Source organism: Mycolicibacterium lutetiense, from assembly GCF_017876775.1.
Taxonomy (GTDB): Bacteria; Actinomycetota; Actinomycetes; order Mycobacteriales; family Mycobacteriaceae; genus Mycobacterium; species Mycobacterium lutetiense.
This window is the reverse complement of sequence record NZ_JAGIOP010000001.1, coordinates 1117073-1134099: the sequence shown is the minus strand read 5'-3', so window position 1 is coordinate 1134099 and position 17027 is coordinate 1117073. Positions and strand designations below refer to the sequence as shown.

At 66.4% G+C, this 17027-nt stretch carries 10 protein-coding genes and 1 tRNA gene; 1 reads left to right on the top strand and 10 read right to left on the bottom strand.

Annotation, left to right across the window (positions count from 1 at the left end):
- Positions 1-179: 179 nt before the first annotated feature.
- The 10 genes from JOF57_RS05460 to JOF57_RS05415 all read right to left on the bottom strand — a co-directional run bounded on the left by JOF57_RS05460 (position 180) and on the right by JOF57_RS05415 (position 16695).
- Positions 180-839, bottom strand: coding sequence for a DUF8010 domain-containing protein (locus tag JOF57_RS05460; RefSeq protein WP_209914472.1), 660 nt, complete (start codon positions 837-839; stop codon positions 180-182).
- On the bottom strand, positions 836-1243 hold the full coding sequence (locus JOF57_RS05455; protein WP_209914469.1) for an acyl-CoA thioesterase: 408 nt from the start codon (positions 1241-1243) through the stop codon (positions 836-838). Before JOF57_RS05455 ends, JOF57_RS05460 begins: the two co-directional genes overlap by 4 nt.
- Complete coding sequence (locus JOF57_RS05450; protein ID WP_234937726.1) at positions 1240-6084, bottom strand: NAD-glutamate dehydrogenase; 4845 nt, start codon at positions 6082-6084, stop codon at positions 1240-1242. The genes JOF57_RS05455 and JOF57_RS05450 overlap by 4 nt, the downstream gene beginning before the upstream one ends.
- A 99-nt stretch (positions 6085-6183) precedes the next feature.
- On the bottom strand, positions 6184-7857 hold the full coding sequence (ettA, locus tag JOF57_RS05445) for an energy-dependent translational throttle protein EttA (protein WP_209914466.1): 1674 nt from the start codon (positions 7855-7857) through the stop codon (positions 6184-6186).
- A gap of 86 nt (positions 7858-7943) precedes the next feature.
- Positions 7944-8405 (bottom strand): single-stranded DNA-binding protein, encoded by a 462-nt coding sequence (locus JOF57_RS05440; protein ID WP_209914463.1) that lies wholly within the window; start codon positions 8403-8405, stop codon positions 7944-7946.
- A gap of 170 nt (positions 8406-8575) precedes the next feature.
- Positions 8576-10606, bottom strand: a complete 2031-nt coding sequence (locus JOF57_RS05435) for a bifunctional copper resistance protein CopD/cytochrome c oxidase assembly protein (RefSeq protein ID WP_209914462.1) — start codon at positions 10604-10606, stop codon at positions 8576-8578.
- Positions 10607-10656: 50 nt separating this feature from the next.
- The gene (locus JOF57_RS05430; protein WP_209914459.1) at positions 10657-13032 is read right to left on the bottom strand and encodes a glycerol-3-phosphate 1-O-acyltransferase; all 2376 of its coding nucleotides are present in this window, start codon (positions 13030-13032) and stop codon (positions 10657-10659) included.
- Positions 13029-14612, bottom strand: a complete 1584-nt coding sequence (locus JOF57_RS05425) for an HAD-IB family hydrolase/lysophospholipid acyltransferase family protein (RefSeq protein WP_209915841.1) — start codon at positions 14610-14612, stop codon at positions 13029-13031. Before JOF57_RS05425 ends, JOF57_RS05430 begins: the two co-directional genes overlap by 4 nt.
- 50 nt (positions 14613-14662) lie before the next feature.
- Positions 14663-16132 carry a wax ester/triacylglycerol synthase family O-acyltransferase gene (locus JOF57_RS05420; protein ID WP_209914456.1) on the bottom strand — a complete coding sequence of 490 codons (1470 nt, stop codon included), beginning with the start codon at positions 16130-16132 and terminating at the stop codon, positions 14663-14665.
- Between the two features lie 107 nt (positions 16133-16239).
- Positions 16240-16695 (bottom strand): group I intron-associated PD-(D/E)XK endonuclease, encoded by a 456-nt coding sequence (locus JOF57_RS05415; RefSeq protein ID WP_209914453.1) that lies wholly within the window; start codon positions 16693-16695, stop codon positions 16240-16242.
- Positions 16696-16796: 101 nt separating this feature from the next.
- Between JOF57_RS05415 and JOF57_RS05410 the strand changes: the two genes are divergently transcribed.
- Positions 16797-16872, top strand: a tRNA-Arg gene (locus tag JOF57_RS05410).
- Positions 16873-17027 lie beyond the last annotated feature (155 nt).

The following is a 17027-nucleotide window of genomic DNA, read 5'->3' as shown; positions in this document are numbered from 1 at the left end:
CGCCGAATGTCACGCCCGCGCCCGCGCCCGCCGAGTGTCACGCCAGAGTGGCGCTCACCTTCTACGGCCACTCTGGCGTGACAAAGCGGAGATGGCCCGGCCCGGCCGGCCACTCTAGCGTGACACTCGAGCTCGACGGCCACTCTGGCGTGACAAAGCGCCGCGACGAGGCGGGAAAATCAACCCAGGATCAGCGCGGCGCCGTCGCGGCGGCGGTACACCGACCCGAACCGCGCGTCGATGCGCAACCACGACGGGTGCGCGCGGACCCGGACGATCTCCTCTTCACTGACCTCGTTGCCGGTCTGCGGCAGAAAACCCATGGCGGTCAAGGCGAAAACACATCGCATGGGCACCGCGACAGACACGTCGCCCGCGCTGACGGCGATGACCTCTTGATCCAGGAGCGCGGTCGGCGGCCCGTGGGCACTCCCGTGCTCGCGGGCCAGGGCACTGCCCTGCTGAGCCAGGTCGAGCATCACCCGCGCGGGAACGTCGTCGAGGTGGATGAATCCGTCCTCGGGTGGCAGGCCACCGCGCCAGGCCGAGTCCATCGGGAAGCCGGGATCGACGTATCCGTCTCCCGCAGTGGACAAGCCGGTCACCAGGGCGTCAGCTCCGGCGGACAGATCCGATGGGCGTACCCGAGCTGTCACCACCCGGCTGGCCAACACCTCCAACCCGGTCGCCACCCAGGCCACGACACCAGCTCCGCCGCCGCGTTCGCGGAGTCGCACCACCGCGGCATCGTCCAACCGCAGGGCACGGTCGAGGAACGTCGCGAGATCCTCCCGGTCGCGCGGATCGTCGATCCACAGACCGCGCTCGGGGGCGGTCATCGCAGGTGGCTCTCCAGATAGCTGCGCTGCTGGGCGGTCATACGTTCCAGACGCTGCTCACCGATGTGTACAGCGGCCAGTTGGGTCTCACCGATCACCGAGGGCTTGGAGTCAGGAGCCGCGTGCTGCGAGCGCACCTCGTAGCCGATGGTGAAGTCGACGGCGCGCACCCGCTTGGACCACATGGTCACCTGTAGCGGCGAGTCCACGAGCCGCAGCTGCCCCTTGTAGGCGATGCTGACGTCGGCGATCAGCAGGCCGATGGTTTCGATGGTGGCGCCGAAGGGCTCACGCAGAAACGGTATCCGGGCCTCTTCGAGAAGCGTCACCATCGTGGCGTGATTGATGTGCTGGTACATGTCGATATCCGACCAGCGCACGTGCACCGGAGTTGTAAAGCTCACGCAGTCGTTCCCGTTCCACTCGTTCGTGTCATGCTGCGGATCTGCCGCGCCGCCACAGACAGCGTCGCCAGGTCCTGCTCACCATCTTCGTATATCTCGCTCAGCGTGCGGCGGGCGCGGGTCACTCGGGAGCTGTTGGTCAGCTCCCACTCGGCGATCTTCTCCTCACCGGTCTCGTCGGGCTCACCGACCGCGAGCACGTCGAAGCACAACGACCGCAGTGAACCGTAGATGTCGTCGCGAATCGCCAACCGCGCCAGGGAATGCCACCGATCGTCTCTACTGAGTCGGGAGACGGCGGTGAGCAGCCCGTCGGAGCCGAGGTGGTCCATCAACGCGAAGTAGGTGTCGGCCACCTCGGCGGCATCACGGTCAACGATGTCGGAGATGTCGATTACATCGAGCAGGCTGTACCGGTACAGCCCGGTCGCCACCGCGTAGGCCAGGTCTTCGGGGACGCCCTGCGCGGCGAACTCGCCGGCCTCCTTCGCGACGATCGCCTTGTCGTCACCGCGCAGCCATTGCGGCATCTGCGGGCGCAGGGCGGACACCTGGGCGGCGAACCGGTTGATCTCGGCGCCGACGGCCAACGGCTGCGGACGGTAGTTGAGCAGCCAGCGCCCGGCCCGGTCGACCAACCGGCGCAGATCCAGTGTCATCCGGTCGGTGACGAACACCGGCACCCCGGCGGCGCCTGCGGCCTGGATCCGGCGCCACTCTTCACCGATTCCGAAGATGGCGTCGGTGGCGACGTAGCTGCGCACCGCGTCGACCGGGCCGACCCCGACGTCTTCGGTGATGCGGTAGGCGTAGCTGATCCCGCTGGTGTCGACGAGATCGTTGACCAGCATGGTGGTGGTGATCTCCCGGCGCAGCTGATGCGACCGGATCTCAGGGGTGAACTGTTCGCGCAGCTTCGCCGGGAAGTATTGCGGCAGCCGGGAGGCGAACACCTCCTGATCGGGCAGCTCACTGGCCAGCACGTCGTCCTTGAGATTGAGTTTGACGTGGGCCATCAGGGTGGCCAATTCGGGTGAGGTCAAACCGATTCCGGCGTCGACTCTACGCCGGATCTCCTCCTCCGAGGGCAGCGCCTCCAGCTCGCGGTTGAGCCCTCGGTTGGCCACGAATTCCTTGATCATCCGGGCGTGCACCGAGAGCATGCTCGCGGCGTTGGCCCGGCTGGTGCCCATGAGATCGTTCTGGTGCTTGTTGTCGGTCAAGACCAGGGCCCCGACCTCGTCGGTCATCGACAGCAGCAGTTCGGTGCGCTGCCCGGGTTCGATCTGGCCCGCGGTGACCAGCGAGTCGATCAGGATCTTGATGTTGACCTCGTGGTCCGAGCAGTCGACACCGGCGGAGTTGTCCAGCGCGTCGGTGTTGATCCGACCGCCGGCCAGGTCGAATTCGATGCGCCCCAGCGACGTCACGCCGAGGTTGCCGCCCTCCCCGATGACCTTGGCCCGCACCTCGTTACCGCACACCCGGATCTGGTCGTTGGCGCGATCGCCGACGTCGCCCTCGGTCTCGGCCTTCACGTAGGTACCGATGCCGCCGTTCCACAGCAGGTCCACCGGAGCCTTGAGGATGGCCTTCATCAGGACAGGCGGCGTGACTTCCTCGATGTCGTCGTCGAGGCCGAGTGCGGCGCGGACCTGGGGGCTGACCTGGATGGACTTCTGTTGGCGGCTGAAGACACCGCCGCCCTCACTGATCAGGGTGGCGTCGTAGTCCTCCCAGCTGGACCGCGGCAGCTCGAACAGTCGTTGGCGTTCCACCCAGGATCGGGCGGCATCGGGGTTGGGATCGACGAAGATGTGCCGGTGGTCGAAGGCGGCGATCAGCCGGATGTGCTTCGACAGCAGCATGCCGTTGCCGAACACGTCGCCGCTCATGTCGCCGACCCCGACGACGGTGAAGTCCTGGCTCTGGGTGTCCACCCCCATCTCCCGGAAGTGCCGCTTCACCGATTCCCAGGCGCCCCTGGCGGTGATGCCCATGGCCTTGTGGTCATATCCGATGGAACCGCCCGAGGCGAACGCGTCGCCGAGCCAGAACCCGTAGGACTTGGCGACCTCGTTGGCGATGTCGGAGAACGTGGCCGTGCCCTTGTCGGCCGCGACCACCAGATAGGCGTCCTCTCCGTCGCGGCGCACCACCTCCGGTGGTGTGATGACGGCACCGGTTCCCTTGTCGACGTTGTCGGTCACGTCGAGCAGTCCGGAGATGAACAGTTGGTAGCACGCAACGCCTTCGGCGCGCGTCGCTTCCCGGTCGACCGTGGCGTCACCGGTCAGTTCGGGCGGCCGCTTGACCACGAACCCGCCCTTGGCGCCGACCGGCACGATGACGGCGTTCTTCACGGCCTGGGCCTTGACCAGCCCGAGGATCTCGGTGCGGAAGTCTTCGCGACGGTCCGACCAGCGCAACCCGCCGCGCGCCACGAACCCGAACCGCAGGTGCACGCCCTCCACCCGGGGCGAGTACACGAAGATCTCGAACCTGGGCCGCGGCAGGGGCAGTTCGTTGATCAGGCCCGGGTTCAGCTTCATCGCCACCACACCGCGTTGACGCGCCGAATCCGGCTGCTGCACAAAATAGTTGGTGCGCAAGGTGGCCTGGATCAAGGTGGCGAAGGCCCTCAGCACCCGGTCCGTGTCCAGGCTCACCAACGCGTCGATGTCTTCGGCCACCGCAGTAGCCGCCCCCTGGGCGTCGCGGGTCCCCGCGGTGTCCTCGGACGGGTCGAACAGCGCCTCGAACAGCTGCACCAGCGACTGCGTGGTGTGTGGATTCTCGTTGACCACCGACTCGATGTGTGACTGACTGTACGGAAAACCGGCCTGGCGCAGGTACTTCGCGTAGGCGCGCAGAATCACCACCTGCTGCCAGGTCAAGTCGGCGCGCAGCACCAGCTCATTGAACCGGTCCACCTCGACCCAGCCGTGCCAGATCGCGGTCACCGCATCGGCGAACCGCTGGGCGGTGGCCGCACGCGAAGCCGCGTCGGGTTCATCGGGAATGCCACGCTGCCGAGCCACCTTGAACTGGTAGATCCAGACCGGCAGGCCGTCGGCGCGGCGCACGGTGTACGGACGCTCTTCGAGCACCACCACACCCATGGACTGCAGCATCGGCAGCAGCTCGCTCAGTGAGGCAGATTGTCCGCCGAGGTACCACGTGAGCTGGCCAAGCCCGTCGTCCTCCCCCTCGGCGAACACCAGTTTCACCGAATCATCTTCCAGGGCTTCGATGATCGCGATATCGGCAATGGCATCCGCCGGCGCGACGGCTTGCTTGTAATCTTCCGGGAACGCCGAGGCATAGTGCTCGACGGCGGCGGGACTGAGGGACGCGTGCGCCGCAGCGCTGGTCATCCGATCACCCCAGTTGCGGGTGGCCTCGGTCAGCAGGTTCTGGATCCGGTTCTCGTTCTCGCTGGAGGTGTCCACGGTGTGCGAGATCGCTCCGTCGGGTAAGCGAACCATGAAATGGACTACTGCCCAAGGAGATTCGCTGACCCGTGCCGAGTAGTCGATGCTCTCCCCGCCGAGCTCGCGCACCAGGATGTCCTGCATTTCCAGCCGCACCGCGGTGGTGTAGCGGTCGCGGGGCAGGTACACCAGGCAGGACACGAAGTGCGCCAGCTGATCCGCGCGCAAGAACAGCAGAGTACGGCGGCGCGACCCGAGGTCCACGACGGTCAGCGCCATGTCCAGCAGCTGCTTGGAACTCAACGCGAACAGTTCGGGACGCGGGATGGTTTGGACGATGTCACGCAGCAGCTGACCTGGGTGACTGGGGTCGCGCCGCGCCATGGCCAGCGCCTCCTCGACGCGTCGCGAGATCAACGGGATATCCAGCACATTGGCGTTCATCGCAGCCACCGTGAACAGGCCGACAAAACGATGCTCAACGACCCGAACGCCGGTCTCGCGGACGACGACGATGTACGGATTGGCGCCGTAGCGTACATAGCTCGGCATCGTGGCCTGCGCCAGCACCATCAGATCATCGGCGGCGGTCAGCGGCGGGAGCACATCCTCGTGCAGCTTGAGCACACCGAGCCGACTGGCTGAATCGACCGATGCCTGCCCGTCGCTGATCGCGCACTGCTGGTACCCGAGCAGCACGAAGTGTCCGTCGGACAACCAGCGCAGCAGTGCGGCGACATCCCGGCGGTCGGCATTGGGGAACCGGCCGTCGACATCGGTGGCCACGTCATTGGCCAGCGCGTGCAGTGCCGCACCCATGGCTGCGGAATCCAGCCCGATCTGTCGGGCCTCGGCCAGTACACCGGGCACCAGCCCGACCACCTCGGTCAGTGCCGGGCCGTCGGCCGCCCCGTTGACCGGGACCAGGATCCAGCATTCGTCCACGCCGTCGACGCCGGTGGCCTCTGCTGCGGGCTGGAAGTCCTGGAGCACCCCTTCGGCATCGCGGCGCACCCGCAAGACCGGATTCATGATGGCCGGGTAGGCGATCCCGTGGCGGTGCAGCAGCACCGTCACCGAATCGACCAGCATCGCTGCCTGCTCGGTGACAATCTGCAGCGCAGGGCCGGAATCACTGTCGCCCGGATACACGCAGACCTTGGTCTCCCCCGGTGCCCGCTGGCCGCCCAGCGCATACTGGGCGGCCACCGTGTCGTCGGAGACCAGACGCTCGGCAACACCGGCAGCCTGCGGACCGGAGGCGGTCATTCCGGGTGCGTCGGCCTGCGGAGCCCGATAGGTGGACAGGAATGCCAACGCGAGTCGGTGGATCGCGTCCGCCGACGGCTGCCGGGGGTCCCGGTCGTTGGTTCCCTGCCCTGGGAGAGCTCCCGGTTTGGCCGTCATACGGATCACTCCTGACTCACGCCCACACACCGGCATCGGTGCGTAGGTGCGACATTAGTAGCGTCACCGAGCCCGCAGCGCCCTTTGACCTGTCACGAGTCAGTCGCGGGTCAGTCTCCGGTGGGTCACCCGGTGCGGACGCGCGGCCTCGGCACCGAGACGTTGGATCTTGTTCTCCTCATAGGCACCGAAGTTGCCCTCGAACCAGTACCACTTGGCCTCGTTGTCGTCGTCGCCCTCCCACGCCAGGATGTGCGTGCAGGTGCGGTCCAGGAACCAGCGATCGTGGGAAATCACCACGGCGCAACCGGGGAACTGGTCCAGCGCGTTCTCCAGCGAGGACAGCGTCTCGACGTCAAGGTCGTTGGTCGGCTCGTCGAGCAGGATCAGGTTGCCGCCCTCTTTGAGGGTCAGCGCGAGGTTGAGCCGGTTCCGTTCACCGCCGGACAGCACGCCCGCCGGCTTCTGCTGATCCGGTCCCTTGAAACCGAACGCCGACACGTAGGCCCGCGACGGGATCTCGTTGTGGCCGACCTCGATGTAGTCCAGACCGTCGGAGACGACCTGCCAGACGTTCTTCTTCGGGTCGATGCCGGCGCGGCTCTGGTCGACGTAACTCAGCTTGACCGTCTCGCCGACCTTGACCTCACCACTGTCGGGCTGCTCGAGCCCGACGATGGTCTTGAACAGCGTGGTCTTGCCGACACCGTTGGGACCGATGACGCCGACGATGCCGTTGCGAGGCAATGTGAAGGACAGGTCCTTGATGAGCGTGCGGCCCTCGAAGCCCTTGTCGAGGTTGCTGACCTCGACCACAAGGTTGCCCAGCCTCGGCGGCGCCGGGATCTGGATCTCCTCGAAGTCGAGCTTGCGGGTCTTGTCGGCCTCGGCGGCCATCTCCTCGTAGCGGTCCAGACGGGCCTTGTTCTTGGCCTGCCGGGCCTTGGCACCCGAACGCACCCAGGCCAGCTCTTCCTTCAGCCGCTTCTGCAGCTTCTGGTCCTTCTTGCCCTGCACCTCCAGGCGCTCGGCCTTCTTCTCCAGGTAGGTGGAGTAGTTGCCCTCATACGGGTAGGCGCGGCCGCGGTCGAGCTCGAGGATCCACTCGGCGACGTTGTCGAGGAAGTAGCGATCGTGGGTGACCGCGAGGATCGCGCCCTTGTAGTCGGCGAGGTGCTGTTCGAGCCACAACACGCTCTCGGCGTCGAGGTGGTTGGTGGGCTCGTCGAGCAGCAGCAGGTCCGGCTTGGACAGCAGCAGCTTGCACAGCGCGACACGGCGCTTTTCACCACCGGACAAGTGGGTGACCGGGTCGTCGGGCGGCGGGCAGCGCAGCGCATCCATGGCCTGCTCCAGCTGGGAGTCGATATCCCAGGCGTCGGCGGCGTCCAACTCCTCCTGGAGCTGGCCCATCTCCTCCATGAGCTCATCGGTGTAGTCGGTGGCCATCAGCTCGGCGACCTCGTTGTACCGGTTGAGCTTGGCCTTGACGGCGACGCCCGCCTCGACGTTCTCCCGGACGGTCTTGGTCTCGTCGAGCACCGGCTCCTGCATCAGGATGCCGACCGTCGCGCCGGGTTGGAGGAAGGCGTCGCCGTTGTTGGGCTGGTCGATGCCGGCCATGATCTTCAGAACACTCGACTTACCGGCCCCGTTGGGACCGACGACGCCGATCTTGGCTCCCGGAAGGAAGTTCAGGAAGACGTCGTCAAGGATGACCTTGTCGCCGTGCGCCTTGCGGACCTTGCGCATCGTGTAGATGAATTCGGCCATGCCGTGATGTGCCCTTCTGCAGCTTGGGGGGTCGATTCAGATCGACGGAAATGCTCGGGCCCCATCCTAGGCGTGACCGAATCCGGCTAGGCCGACAGTGGCAGCTCACCCTCGTCCGGCTCGGTTTCCACCTCGGCCGGGTCGTCGGTCATCGGGCCGGGCTCAGGCTCGGGTGCCGGGCCGGCGGTCGGCTTCGGCAAGGGGGCGAGCTTGGCCGTGCAGCGCGACAGATCGGGCCCGACCGCGGTGGCCCGCACCTCCGACGACGACCGGCGCACGCCGTCCTTGTCGTCGTACTCACTGGTGTAGACGTGGCCGACCACCACCACGGCGTCGCCGCGCGTGAGCGAGGCGCTGACGCCCGTGGCCAGATTTCCCCAGCAGTTGACGGTGACGTACAGCGAGTTGCCGTGCTCCCACGAGCCGTCGGAATTGCGCCGGCGCGAGTTGCTGGCCACCCGGAACTTGTAGAGCTCCTGATCGCCGAACCTCAGCCGAACCGGGTTGGTGATGATGTTGCCCACGATCGTGAACGGGGTTTCGAACATTTTCTGGTTCCTTTCGCTTCATCGATTCCGGCGGCTGGTGCCGAAGCGTCGACCGCCTTACGCAGCCATTGACCGTCGGCACCCCGACAGCAGACGCGCAGCGGACCCGACGCACCCGTCGGCTGTGGATGAAACGCAGGCTGGGGATAACCCCGATTTACGACCGGTGACTAACGCGGCGGGGTGTCGCGCCGCGCCATCTCGGCGAGCATGGCGTTGTAGGCCGCCAGATCGGCGTCGTCATCGCGGTCAGCGGCGCGGTCGAGCCGCTTGGCGGTGCGTTGATCGCTGCGCCGCCACTGGATCAGCAACGCCAACATCACGATGACCAGCGGGACTTCCCCGGCCGCCCAGGCGATGCCACCACCGAGATGTTGGTCTCCGAGCAGATCGGTATGCCACGGCAATTGCAGTGACCGGTAGAAGCTTTCGCCGAGCACGGTCTGCATGCCCATCATCACCACGCCGAAGAATGCGTGCAGCGGCAGTGACGCGAAGACCATCCCGATCTTGACCAGGTGCGGAACGGGCCTCGGCGTCGGGTCCACACCGATCACCACCCAGTAGAAGAGGTAGCCCGACAAAAGGAAGTGCACGTTCATCAGGATGTGTGCGGCGTGGTTGCTGACCGCGGCGTCGAAGATGCCGCCGAAGTACAGGCCGTAGAACCCGGCCACGAACAGCACGGTCGCGACGATGGGCTGGGTCAGAAACTGCGACACCCGGGAATGCAGGGCCGCGAGGAGCCATTCCCGGGGGCCGGGTGGCGATCCTTTGCCCACGGCGGGAAGTGCCCGCAACGCCAGGGTCACCGGACCGCCCAGCGCCAGGAGAACGGGCACCAGCATGGACAGCATCATGTGGGCGATCATGTGCATGCTGAACATCGCCGGCATGTAGCGTCCGAGCCCCGAGGACGTGGTGAACAGCAGGGTCGCGCAGCCCAGCAGCCAGGCGAACGTGCGGCCCACCGGCCAGGCGTCGCCGCGTCGGCGCAGTCGGTACACCGCGCCCAGGTACACCGCGGCAGCGATGATCGCCGCGGTCCCGAACAGCAGGTCGAACCGCCAGTCGAACAACACCCGGGCGATCGTCGGCGGCCCGGCGAAGTCGTAACCGATCGCGACCTCGGTCGCGCTGGGAATCCTCGGCTCCGGTGGCGGTGGGGTACGGCCCAGCCCGACGGCGATACCGAACGTGACGCCGAACAGCGCAGCCTCGGTCAGCGCCAACCGGATGAGTGGTGTGCGCGCGCCGGGGTCAGTGGCCAGGGCGGTCAGGCTGACCCGGCGCTGTCGCCAACCCAGCACGCCGAGCAGACTCAGCGCGACGATCTTGCCCACCAGCAGCCAGCCGTAGTCGGTGCGGACCAGATCGGGCAGCTGGATCCGGACCAGTGCGTTGAGTGCCCCGCTGATGGCCATGGCAATGAAGCACCACAGCGCCAGTGCCGAGAATCGTCGCGCGGCCAGGGCGGTGTCGGCGCCGTCGGCCCCGCGCCCGACACGGATGGCGTGGGCCAACAACGCCAGCAGTCCCCCGGCCCACAGCGCGGCCGCCACCAGGTGGATGAACAGGCTGTTGGTGGCCAGATCGTGGGCGCCGCCCGACGACGAATGTCCGGTCAGGACCAGCGGCATCAGCGTGAGCAGGGATCCGGCCAGCAACACCGGCGTCCACCCCCATCGCAGCACCGGCAGGCTCGCGATGGTGACGCCGGCGGCCAGGATCGCCGTCCAGCGCCAGGCGACGGAGACGTCGACGAGGCTCGCTGCCGACCACACGTCGATCGGGTCGAGGTGATCGAGCACCGGCTGTCCGGACACGTCGGAGATCGTCAACGGAACCAGCAGAGCGGCGCATACCGTCCACACGCCCGAAGCCACCGTCCCGAGCCGAAGGGCCCGGTAACCGGCCACATCCAGCACACCGTTGGTCTGCGGTGCCACCAGGAACGCCGCGAACAGGAAGGCTCCCACCGCGACGACGGCGGCGATCTCGCCGGCGGCCCGGACGAACGGCAGGCCGTAGGTGGTGACCGGCCCGGGGTTGGGTAGGCCGGTCGCGGTCAGCGCGTCCGCCAGTGACAGCGCGCCGATGCCCGCGGCCACTGCCCCGGCCAACACGGCCACACCGACCAGGACGGGCCAGACCGCGCTGTTACGCACGCTGGATGCGGTCACCTGGCCGGCAGAAGTCATGGTCCAAGGGTATGGCGTGGGAGACACCACACCCTCGTCACCCTCGTCGCCTAGCCGGATGCGCGTCGCTCGGCGCGGCGCTGCCGCTCCCTGAGGGAGTACTGCTCACGCGCGATCTCGTCGACCTTGTCCATATCCGCGATGATCCCGCGCAGTTCGTCGCGGAAGGCATTGCGACGTTCCTGCAGATTCGGCCCGCTGTCCAGCAGGTTCTGATCGGCCGCCACCTGCCGCGCGGTGGCGAACAGCAGCGCCGAGACCGACTCGTTGCTGCCCACCCGCCCCTGGGCGACATACTGACGCCCGACGCCGAGCGCCCGTTTGGTCAGATCATGCTCCTTGATCTCGGCAGGCGCGTCGCGCAACACGTCGGCGACGATCCCGTAGGCCTCGAAGAACGGCCGCAGCATCGCGCCCGCCAACATCGGCCGTTTGAGACGCAGCATCTGATAGATGTGGTCGCCTCCGCCGGAAGCCTTCGCTTCCCAGCCTCCGGCCGCTTTTCCTTCCGGCGTGCGCTCGTACCACGACAGCTCTTCGGCGACGTTGTCGCGGAAGGCCGCCGAATCGGCGAAATAGAAATCGAACTTGAGCAGATCGCGCAGCCGCATCGCCTGGTCCCAGAATGCCTGCAGTGGGTCGCCGGTGACGCGGGCGGCATACGCCAGGGCCAGTTCGACGATCGAGGTCTCCTGGAAGGCATGGACCAGCGAATTGCGGTAGAACGCCGCTTCCAGTTCGTCCTCGGGAGCGATCCGCCACACCGGTTCACGTCCGCTGTCCACCAGCGTCACCGGGTGCCCGCCGGAGAGGGCGTCGACGGCTGAGCGCACTCCCTCGGCGGTCCGCAGCCGCAGCGCGCTGTTGGTCACCGGCGTGTTCTTGCGTTCCAGGTAGTCCAGCGAGTCCTGCAGCGTGTGGTGCAGCTGATCGACGGTCAGCGCGACGCCACGCGCGCCCAGCAACAGCGCCGACACCAGGTTGGTGGCGTTGACCGGGGTGACCCGCAGGATCCGCCAGGCCACCTCGAACGCCATCTTCTGCATCGCCAGGCGTTTGGCGGCCTCGTCGTGGACCATGTCGCCGCCCGGCTCACCGAGGTGCTCACGCATCGAAACCGCTTCGGGGAAGCGGACATAGATCTTGCCGTAGTTGCGTTCGCCCTGTGCCTTGATGAAGTTGTACAGCCAGCTCAGACCCTCGGGTGTCTTCTCGCCACCTCGCGCATAGGCGGCGTACTCGGCCGTCTCGTGCAGCTGGTCGAAACTGATCGACACCGGCTGCAACAGGATGTCTTCGCTGCGGCCGTCGAGGTAGGCGTTGGCGACGTAGGCGAGCAGTCCGAGCTTGGGCGGCAACATCTTTCCGGTCCGGGAGCGGGTGCCCTCGATGGACCAGTTCAGGTTGAACCGCTTCTCCACGATGTAGCCGACGTACTGCCGCAGCACGTACTTGTACAGCGGGTCATCGAGTTTGCGGCGCAGGAAGATGACGCCGGAATGCCGGAACAACGGACCCATCAGGCCGAACGACAAGTTGATCCCGGCGAACGTGTATACCGGAGGAAGTCGGTTCTCCTGCATGGCCACCGGGACGATGACCCCGTCGAGATATGACCGGTGCGAGAACAGCAGCACCGCCGGATGTTGTTCCAGCGCATGACGCATCGACTCGATCTCGGAGCGGTCGTAGTCGATACGCGGATCGAATCCACGGCTGAAGATGGCCCGGCCCATGGTCGGGATCAGATCCACCGAGAAGCGACTCCATCCCGTGGAGAGCTCGTCGAGCATCTCGCCGGCCTTCGCCACCGTCGCCCCGGGAATCTGTTCCAGGCCGTGCCGGAATCGTGCCGAGTCCAGCATCTCGGGCTTGACCAGTCGCGGCGACTTGTACTCGGGGCCCAGCAGGCGAAGCTCCACCCGCTCGATCGCCAGTGCCGCCCGGCGGAGTACGAATCGGGCGAATTCCCTGGAGTTCTCCGCGACCGTTGTCTCACTCCACTGCTGGCGCAGTTCCGACACTTTGGCCGGTTCACCGGCCACGACCCGCGCGCGCGTCGGGTTCTTGCGCAGAATACGTCGCTGCAGGATCTCCGGCGGGCGGTAGGTGTCGCGGCCCGAGATCAACCCGACCACTTTCAACCGGGTGGGTAGGCCGGCGGGCACCCAGAACACGCGGACCGGAACCACCATGCGGTCCTCGTCGGCCTCCAGTTCTTCGACCAGTCGGGCCACTACCCCTGGCGCCGGTTCGTCGGTGGCCGGCAACTGCAGTACCTCGACCGTGGAGTCGGGATGTTCGTGCCGCTGCGTCTTGAGCCAGTCGTTGAGCAGTTCCAGTTCGGCCGGCGAGGACACCGATGCGAGCACCAGCGCGTCGTCGGCGGTGCTGAAGCTGGCGAAATCGTCGACTCCCCTGGTCACGGTCGGCCCTTCGGGGTCGATCTGGGGGCAGCCTTTTTCGCCGGTGCTTTCTTGGCCGGCACGGTCTTGGCAGCCGCCTTCTTGGCGGTCTGGCGCGGCGCGGCCTTCTCGGCGGACGTGCGGGCATAGATGTCGAACGTGGGCAACTCGTCCTGCGGCCAGGATCTGAGGGTGTCGAGGTAAATCTGGCGGACCTCGGCGATGCGGTCGGTGAGGTTGTCGACGGTCCAGTCGTCCACCGGTATCGGCGGATACACCGCGACGTCCACCGTGCCCGGGTTGAACGTGCTGGAATCGCGGGCCGCGATCACCTCGGCGTTCCGGATCACGATCGGCACGATCGGAATTCCTGCGGCCATTGCGATGCGGAAGGGACCCTTCTTGAACTGCCCGACCTCGGTGGTGTCCAGACGGGTGCCCTCGGGGGCGATCAGGATCGACAAGCCTTTGCGGGCAAGCTCTTCCACGCGATGCAGGCTTTCGACGGCTTTCTCCGGGTCGTCGCGGTCGATGAATGCCGCATCCATGACCTTCCCGAGTGGCCCCATCAGTGGGTTGCGTTCCAGTTCTTTTTTCCCGACGCCGGTGAAGTCCACCCCGACCAGCCGGCCGGCAATCATCGGGTCGGCCTGGTTGCGATGATTGAAGATGAACACCGCGGGGCGTTGCGCGGTCAGGTTCTCCTCCCCCAGGACGTTGAGCTCGATGCCCGTGGTGAGCATGAGCAGTTTGCTCCAGTTCGAGGTGAAGAAGTTGACCCCGGTGCGCTTGTTGCGGGTCAACAACCCGAGTCCGATCGCGCCGGCCGCGACCGTCGGGATGGTCGCCAGGCTGGCCAGTGTGCGCAGTTGTGAGACAGGACTGCTGCCGCTGCGGCTGCTGAACTTCAGTATCGGCCAGCCGCGCTTGGCCGCAACGGCGGCCAACTTGCCGGCCGGATTCGTCGGCCGCGGATTGCCCACCAGGTACATCAGGGCAACGTCCTCGTCGCCGTCGGCGTAAAAGTAGCTCTTGGTCAGGTCCACCCCGTTGGCCGCCGAGAAGTTCTGCACCGCACGGGCTTTGCCCGGGCCCCAGATCACCGGTCTCATCACTTCGCCGGTGATCAGGCCGTCCTCGTCGGTCTCGAACTTGTTGCACAGCACGTTGTCGATGCCGAGAAAGCGTGCCACCGGCTCCACTTGCACCGTCAGCGCCGAGGAGCTCAGCACCACGGTGTGGCCTCGGGCCATGTGAGCATGGACCATCGCACGCATCTCCGGGTACATGCGGCCTTGGACGTGCTGGACGAACAACCGCTCGCCCAGCTCGTCGAGATCGCTGAGCGAGTTGCCCCGCAGCATCCGGGCGCCCTTGCCGATCAGGTCCTCGAACTCCGAACGCCCCAGCTGATGGTTGAGCCCGGCCTGCACCATTCCGATGAACTCGCCGACGCCCATCTGACCGCGACGCAACCGATCTCTGGTCATGATCACCCCGGTGAATCCGGCCACCAGGGTGCCGTCGAGGTCGAAGAACGCGCCGATCTCCGGACCCTGCGGGCTGCCCTCGATCTCGGCCAGGGTGCCGGGCAGCCGCATCTGCCTGGTACCGCGGGGCTTCGACGACGGATCTTCCGAGGTCTTCGAAGTCATTGTGCAGCACTCCCGTTCGTCGCCGAGGCGTCCCCATTGAATGATGCCGGTGTTGCCCGGGCGTCGCCACCTAGTGCCAGTACCTCGTCGAAGCCCGCCAGCAGGCACTGGGCGAACAGCTTCTCGTCGGTGATGGCGGCCCGGTCGTAGCGGGCGGTGACGGTGATGTATCCGCCCCTCGAGATCAGCACCACCATCATCGCGACCCCGGGCAGCGGACCTATTCCGTAGTGACGCAAGATCTTTGCCCCGGCGATGAAGGTGTCGCCCGGCCAGACCGGGACATTGCTGGCCTGCACGTCGGAGTTCACCACCGAACCGGCCACGGACTCGAGCACGGCGTCGGGCAGCAGGCTCAATACTGGAGCGATCGAGCCGACCACGTCGATGGCACGCTCTTCGCGTTTGCTCGTCATCTGCGACCGGACAGCCTTGATCCGGGTTCCCGGGTCGACGATTCCGACGGGTGCGGCGAGGTTGACGCCGGCGAAGCGATTGCCGCCGGCCGGGTCGTCGTCGGACCGCAGGTTGACCGGCACCGCCATCGGCAACGTCTCGATCGAGATGCCTTTGGCGTCGTGGTAGAGCCGCAGTGCGCCGCACAGCCCGGCCAGATAGGCGTCGTTGATCGAACCGCCTGCGGCCTTGGCCGCCCGGTGCAGGTCGGCGAACGGAATGTCGATCGCCTCCGAGCGCGACGACAGGCTTCGGCGGCGCAGCAACGGCGACGGGTGGGCGGCCGGCCCCATCACCCGGGCACCGGACATCGCGTAACCGACCACACCGTTGACCGCCGATACCGGATCGCGCACCACCTTGGTCACCGTGCGGGCCGCTTGCCCGAGCACGCCGAGCACACCGCCCGCAATCGATCCGGGGAGCCGGCTGATGCCCTCACGCATAAGGTCGTTGGGCGACAGGTCCTGCGGGATCGGTAGCGGCGCCACGGCGGTCGGTCCGGGATCGCGTTCGAGGTCATAGATGTTGGCGAACATCTCGACCATGCCGACACCGTCGGACACCGCGTGGCTCAGGTGCAGGATGGTCGCCGCACGCCCGTCGGCCAGTCCTTCGACCAAGGTGGCGTTCCACAGCGGCCGGGTGATGTCCATCGGCGACTGCAGGGCCACCTCGGCCAGGTCGAAGACGTCGCGCACCGTGCCCGGCGCCGGTGCCCGAACCCGCCGCACGTGGTAATCGAGGTTGAAATCAGGATCGACGACCCAACGGGGAGCAGCCGTGGGCAGAGTCGGCATGACCACCTTCTGGCGCAGCCGCAGAACCTTGCGCGACGCGTAGTCCAGACGGGCCTGGAAACGGTCCCAATCCGGTGTGGTGTCGAGAATCTCGACGCCGAGGATCCCAGACCGGGTGCGCGGGTTTGCTTCTCCCCGATGCAGCAGCTGATCGACTGCGCTCAGCTCTTGGGGCAGTCCGGCCGCGTCGAACTCCGGCACGTCGCTCATAACGTGGTCCCTCTCCCCTCCCCGGCCACCAGTGCAGCGTCCACGCTAGTCCGCCTCCGGCCCCGCGGGAGGGCTTTGCCGGGCGTCCGCCGCGCGTCACCGCCACTTCACGCCGAGGTACGGGTTTCGTCCATCGGCGGGAGGTGTTTGTCCGGTAGGTCGCGAAACGAGGCGGCCGCCAAAATCCGTTTCTGCTGACCGTTCTCGGTCGGCGTGATCCGGAGGTTGACGGAGACGCCGTGATCAGTGGGCCGGATGTAGTAGCACTCGTCGGTGTCCGGGCAGTAGATGCAGATGACGTCGATCGCGTCCTTGTCGATGGGCGTGCTGTGCGTGCCATGACGATCGGCCCAGGTGGACCGGAGGTTGAGTTTGACCGCTCCCGCTCGTGCCGACCGGTACTTCACCTGAATGCGGTGGAAGGTGCCCGCTGCGTACGCCACAAGGTCGAACGGCGCATGCTCGGTCGCGGGGAACAGCACGTAAAAACCCTTGCCAACCAGGTCGGCATGCGCTTTGGCGACGCCGAGGTCGCCCTTATCTTTGGTGTGATGTCGACCCACTGACTCGCTCGTTTCATCGGTTGCAGTTCGCGCAGCCCACGTGGTGCATATCTGTTTCGGTAACGACACCCACGCGGTGTAAATTGTGGTGGTCCGACTTTGCCCCCGTGGCGCAACGGATAGCGCATCCGGTTTCTACCCGGTCGGTTGCAGGTTCGAATCCTGTCGGGGGTGCCATGTCTCGTACGTTTGACGTGTGCTTCTCATTCTTGAACGCACCGTACCCCGCACATCCGACAACTCCATGTCGGTCGTTTCGGCGTTAGCCTCGCCGGCGTGCCCGTTCGGCGAAAGTGTCAAGCGCAGCAAGAACTTCAGGTGTACCAACGCGG

What these genes read in the sequence shown, in the direction of transcription:
- JOF57_RS05460 (WP_209914472.1), bottom strand. Translation starts at nt 839, where the DNA reads ATGACCGCCCCCGAGCGCGGTCTGTGGATCGACGATCCGCGCGACCGG.
- JOF57_RS05450 (WP_234937726.1), bottom strand. Translation starts at nt 6,084, where the DNA reads ATGACGGCCAAACCGGGAGCTCTCCCAGGGCAGGGAACCAACGACCGG.
- ettA (WP_209914466.1), bottom strand. Translation starts at nt 7,857, where the DNA reads ATGGCCGAATTCATCTACACGATGCGCAAGGTCCGCAAGGCGCACGGC.
- JOF57_RS05440 (WP_209914463.1), bottom strand. Translation starts at nt 8,405, where the DNA reads ATGTTCGAAACCCCGTTCACGATCGTGGGCAACATCATCACCAACCCG.
- JOF57_RS05435 (WP_209914462.1), bottom strand. Translation starts at nt 10,606, where the DNA reads ATGACTTCTGCCGGCCAGGTGACCGCATCCAGCGTGCGTAACAGCGCG.
- JOF57_RS05425 (WP_209915841.1), bottom strand. Translation starts at nt 14,612, where the DNA reads ATGCGGCTGCCCGGCACCCTGGCCGAGATCGAGGGCAGCCCGCAGGGT.
- JOF57_RS05420 (WP_209914456.1), bottom strand. Translation starts at nt 16,132, where the DNA reads ATGAGCGACGTGCCGGAGTTCGACGCGGCCGGACTGCCCCAAGAGCTG.